Origin of the sequence: Rodentibacter genomosp. 1, from assembly GCF_001999285.1 — a bacterium.
GTDB lineage: Bacteria > Pseudomonadota > Gammaproteobacteria > Enterobacterales > Pasteurellaceae > Rodentibacter.
This window is the reverse complement of record NZ_MLHN01000047.1, coordinates 1-5,028: the sequence shown is the minus strand read 5'-3', so window position 1 is coordinate 5,028 and position 5,028 is coordinate 1. Positions and strand designations below refer to the sequence as shown.

Here is a 5,028-nt window from a genome sequence, read left to right as displayed (position 1 = left end):
GCATAGGCAGTGAAAAAGGCATGGCAATCCGAGCGGTGACGGCAGCGCTTCAAGCCGTCGCACAAAACGACACCAATGGAGCGATAGTGGCACTTGCCTCGCCTTATCTCAACCAGAAAATCCACGAAATGACAGACGGCGATACGGCAAAAGACAAGGCGACCAACCTGATAGCCCACGCCTTGCTTTCTGCTGTGGAGTTCCAAGTTACAGGCAAAGACCCATTAACGGGAGCGATAGCGGGAGTAACGGGTGAAGCCACAGCAGAGATTATTGCTCAAAAACTTTACGAAAAATCACCGAAGGAACTAACGGCAAGTGAGAAGGAAAACATCAGCACCTTAAGCCAACTAGCGGGCGGCTTGGCAGGCGCACTTACCGCCAAAGCGAACAGTACGACAGAGCAACAGGGAGGAAACTTCCTCACAGCAACGGCAGGGGCGGACACAGCGAAACGGGCGGTGGAGAATAATTATCTCTCACATCAAGAAGCAGAACGTAAACGTTACTTAGAGGCTAAATTAAAAGAGGGCACGATAACCAATGCCGAACAGCAAGAGTTACATTCAATTCAACGTAAAGATATCGAAAGTGATATCGCACTCATTTCAGCTTGTGAGGGGGCGGCATTATCTAGTGGATGTCAAGTTGAAAGACAAAAGCTCGAGCGAGATAAGTTTAGCTATTCGGGAGCAAAATATACCCCGACATACGGTTATCCGAGTTATACAAAATATTCAGATCTTTATTCGGAAGATTATGGAAAAGTAGCTGATTTCTCAGGGAGATACGATGTACTAAGCAATGCAAAAGAAAAAGCACACCGTGATTTTAAAGAGGCAACAGGGATTAATCCGCGTTGGGCTATTATAGGAGAAACTGCAGGGAAAGTATTAGGTGCTTATGCTGGGGTTAACATAGCTAAAAATGTAAATAATTTTTCTATAAAAGTACCTGACGGAGTTGATTCGACTAAACACTTACCTATTATTGGTAAGACTGTTAATTATGAAGATGCTACCGCTAATATTCGATTAGATAGTTATTCAATTAATGCTCAAGTAGCATTGAATAAAAAACTTTCAGCATTAGAAAATGCTCAAAAATTCTCAGTGAGAATCCGGCATTTAGCTGATGGGAGAATCCGCTATTATGAAGCTGAAAGATTAGCAAAAACTCCAGGACCAACACGTGGAAATTCATTTGTTACGGAATATAATCCTTTTACAGGTTCTGTAAAACAGTGGATGGAAAGTTATGATCATAGTGGAAATGTAAATAGGGTTCACCCAAAATCTATTAATGGGCAAGTCATTGATAGTTTACATTATCCACCAACGAAAAAAGAATTAGAGGGTATGAATAAGCGATGAGATATACAGAAGACGATTTCTTTTCTAAAATTATTGAGATGATTGATCAAGAAAGATCTTTACAAGATATATCGAAACAATCACTCAATATGATGAATTCATCTATAAACTGGAGAAAAGAAGTAAGATATTTAGCATTAGATTTAATTAATTTAACCGATGAACAATTTGAAATGACGTATTTAGATATTCTTAGTGAAATAAGAAAAATAATTAAGTAAATCTAGCAAGGTAGGGTGTGTGGATTTGAAAAATCCACGCGCACTATTGTGGATCTTCGTGCGTGAACCGTTGGTTCACACACCCTACGCTGGCTGAACGTCCAGCCTGTCCAAGCTGTTTAGGGGTGGCAGAGCAATTTAATAAGCGCTATCCAATGTTAAAGTCAATATATTTGATAATAACGGAAAGCAAATTAAGCCAATAGGAGTAAAAGAATAATGAATAGAGTATCTTATGAAGAATTAAAACAATGGTTTTTTGAAGATGCATATTTATGGTGTCAAAGAAAATTCGAGAATGGAAAGGTTTATCAATGGGGAAATAGTGAAAGTGAATGGGGGGGGCATTAGATACTTATGAAAATTCATTTGAAAAGCCAATAGAAAATTTAATGATATATATAATATTAAGGTCAGGACGTAACCCTTATAGTCATAATCTAGTATTAAATGATATATATAAAATACTATCTAAATATGAATTAAATAAACTGCTTTTAGAATTAGAAGAAGAGGAAAAACAAGATTTTCTTTATGATTTGGATTTAGTTCTGAATAATAGAGAAATCGAAGAATAGCAAATATAACGTGTGTGGATGATCTATCATTCACACACATATTGATATTTTCGTATATGAGATGATATTTCATACATACTATGTCCCGCAGGTTAAGTATTGAATTAACTAAATCTTACACTCATTAAATATGCCCATAGGATAAACTCATCACAAACAGTGAAGTAGGCAGCTTAACCCTTGAGACTACCAATGTAAAAGCGAAGCGTTGGGAAGCAGACCTTCAAAACTTGACACTTACCAGCCGTCAAGATACGGAAAAATACGACTCGAAACAAGTGAGTGCGGGAGCAAGCGGTTCGATAGCCTATGGTTCGGGTGGTGGTGCATCGGTGAATGCGGCGTATAGCAAAGCGAAAGTAGATTATGCCCAAGTGAGGGAGCAGACAGGCATACAAGTGGGTGAAGAGGGGATGAACGCCACAATCCACAACCACACCCAACTCAATGGCGCTATCATTGAAAGCCAAGCACAAGCCAATAAAAATCGCTTTAAAACGGGTTCAATTAGTCACACAGACATCGAAAACATAAGTGAAATCAAAACGGAAAGTGCGAGTGTGAGTGCGGGCAGTGGCGGAATAAACCCAATGCAAGCGATAAGTAGTGCATTGAGTCTTTTGGGCAACCGCCATGAAAGTGAGCGAAGTACAACCAAATCGGCCATCAGTGCCAACATTCATATTGAAACCAAAACACCGGAAAATCTGACCGCACTTTCAAGAGACACCCAAAATGCCAACGAACAAGTCAATAAACAAGACTTGAAGAAGGTGCAAGAGCGACAAGAAATGGCGAAAGTGATAGGTGAAATCTCAAACAACGCCATTCAAATTGCTACCTATGAAGAGCGGGAGAAAATAAACAAACTCAGCCTTGAGAAATTTAAAGCGGAAGAGAAATACGGAAAAGACAGTCCTCAAGCCCAACAACTTGGAAAAGACATCAACCAAATCCAAGAGAATATCGACCGCACTTACGGCATAGGCAGTGAAAAAGGCATGGCAATCCGAGCGGTGACGGCAGCGCTTCAAGCCGCGGCACAAAACGACAGCAATGGTGCAATAGTGGCACTTGCCTCGCCTTATCTCAACCAAAAAATCCACGAAATGACAGACGGCGATACGACAAAAGATAAAGCAACCAACCTGATAGCACATGCTTTACTTTCAGCAGTAGAGTTCCAAGTCACAGGCAAAGACCCATTAACGGGGGCAATTGCGGGTGTAACGGGTGAAGTCACAGCAGAGATTATTGCTCAAAAACTTTACGAAAAATCACCGAAGGAACTAACGGCAAGTGAGAAGGAAAACATCAGCACCTTAAGCCAACTGGCGGGCGGCTTGGCGGGGGCATTCACCGCAAAAGCCAATGGCACGAGTGAGCAACAGGGCGGCGTTTTCATCACGGCAACCGCGGGTGCGGAAACAGCGAAGAGGGCGGTGGAGAATAACACGTTCTGGCAATCTTATACACAATGGAAAAAAGAGGAGAAATTAAGAGAGGAAGATCCGGAAGCGTATCAAAAGCTGAAAGAGGAACAATTTGAAGTATTTAAAGATGCTTTAGGGTTTGCGGCTGACTTTACTCCTGTATTAGGCGATGCGAAATCATTTGCGGATGCCGAGGATAGTGTAGATTATTTACTGGCGACCGTAGGTATTATTCCCGGTGCAGACATTGTTACTAAGCCACTAAAAGAAGCTAAAATCGCTTATCAGAATGCGAGAAAGGCAGAAAAGCTTGGCAATACGGCAGCAGCTAAACAGCACCTAGATACGGCAAATTCACTAGTCGAACAATCCTTAAAAGGAATTTATGATTCAAAACAAGTAAGAGCAAGTTTTGAGAAGCAGTATGGAAAAGGGGTTGTTACGTCAACAACGGTTCCGCCAAGTAATGCTAAAAATGTAAAACTTGCAGGACAAAGACATCCTAAGACTGGTGTTCCGTTTGACAATAAGGGTTTTCCAATTTTTGATCAATTTACAGCCTATGATACAAGGATTGATATTTCTCGTTTTAAGAATGCTTCTTATACAGAGCAAATGAAAATGGCAACAAAAGATTTGGCTGATGCAATAGAGAGAGGGCATGTAGATAAAAATCAGTTTACTTCATCCCAATTAGAGGCAATTTATCAGGGAAATAGTAAGATTCCAGGGTTGACATGGCATCATCATCAAGATACGGGTAGGATGCAATTAATTGATACAGATATTCATAAAGGAACAGGACATATTGGAGGAGAGGGAATGAAAAATGGGAAATAAATTTAGAATAACTAAAGAATCTTGTGAGGATCTTGGCTTTGTTAAAACTAGCTTGTTTGCAAACGCAATCACTAAAAGTGAATTTAATGAATGGATTTTATTTATTATTAAGAATAACTCTGTTGATGAAATACCTATGTATATGTATGACTTAATTGATTTTGATGACTACTTATATAAACTTCCCGCTCTTATTGGGTTTAGTCCGTACTCAGGGCTAAATAATAAAGAGGAAGATGCCATTTATGGAATAGCAATTAAAAGATTTGGTTCTTTTTTTGATATGCCTATTAGCAAGAATAAAGCCTTAAAAGCTTTAAATGAAAATATTCAGGTTTTAGAAAGGTTTAAAAATACATTTCCTTTTATTAAATTAGATTTTTAGCAAGGTAGGGTGCGTGGATTTGAAAAATCCACACACGTATTCATAAAGAAACGAAGAAAACCTCGGGAGTGTTCACCGGTGGTGGCGGTATCACCTTTGGTTCTAAATCGGAAAAACATCATTTAGAAAGCGAAGGTTGGACGCAATCGGATGCCCGTAGCACCTTGGGTTCACTGAAGGGGAATATTCAAATTCAAG

6 protein-coding genes are annotated in these 5,028 nt (G+C 39.8%); all 6 read left to right on the top strand.

Annotation, left to right across the window (positions count from 1 at the left end; all coding sequences use genetic code 11):
• On the top strand, window positions 1-1,373 hold a 1,373-nt coding region (locus BKK54_RS11520), incomplete at its 5' end, for a VENN motif pre-toxin domain-containing protein (RefSeq protein WP_167366628.1).
• Window positions 1,370-1,594: a hypothetical protein gene (locus BKK54_RS11515; RefSeq protein ID WP_077543200.1), complete on the top strand. Its 225-nt coding sequence runs from the start codon at window positions 1,370-1,372 to the stop codon at window positions 1,592-1,594. The genes BKK54_RS11520 and BKK54_RS11515, both read left to right, overlap by 4 nt.
• Window positions 1,595-1,813: 219 nt before the next feature.
• Complete coding sequence (locus BKK54_RS12190) at window positions 1,814-1,945, top strand: hypothetical protein (protein WP_279626093.1); 132 nt, start codon at window positions 1,814-1,816, stop codon at window positions 1,943-1,945.
• The gene (locus tag BKK54_RS11510) at window positions 1,930-2,172 is read left to right on the top strand and encodes a hypothetical protein (RefSeq protein WP_143541473.1); all 243 of its coding nucleotides are present in this window, start codon (window positions 1,930-1,932) and stop codon (window positions 2,170-2,172) included. The genes BKK54_RS12190 and BKK54_RS11510 overlap by 16 nt, the downstream gene beginning before the upstream one ends.
• Before the next feature lie 230 nt (window positions 2,173-2,402).
• Complete coding sequence (locus tag BKK54_RS11505; RefSeq protein WP_077543199.1) at window positions 2,403-4,445, top strand: HNH endonuclease; 2,043 nt, start codon at window positions 2,403-2,405, stop codon at window positions 4,443-4,445.
• On the top strand, window positions 4,435-4,830 hold the full coding sequence (locus BKK54_RS11500; protein ID WP_077543198.1) for a hypothetical protein: 396 nt from the start codon (window positions 4,435-4,437) through the stop codon (window positions 4,828-4,830). Before BKK54_RS11505 ends, BKK54_RS11500 begins: the two co-directional genes overlap by 11 nt.
• Window positions 4,831-5,028 lie beyond the last annotated feature (198 nt).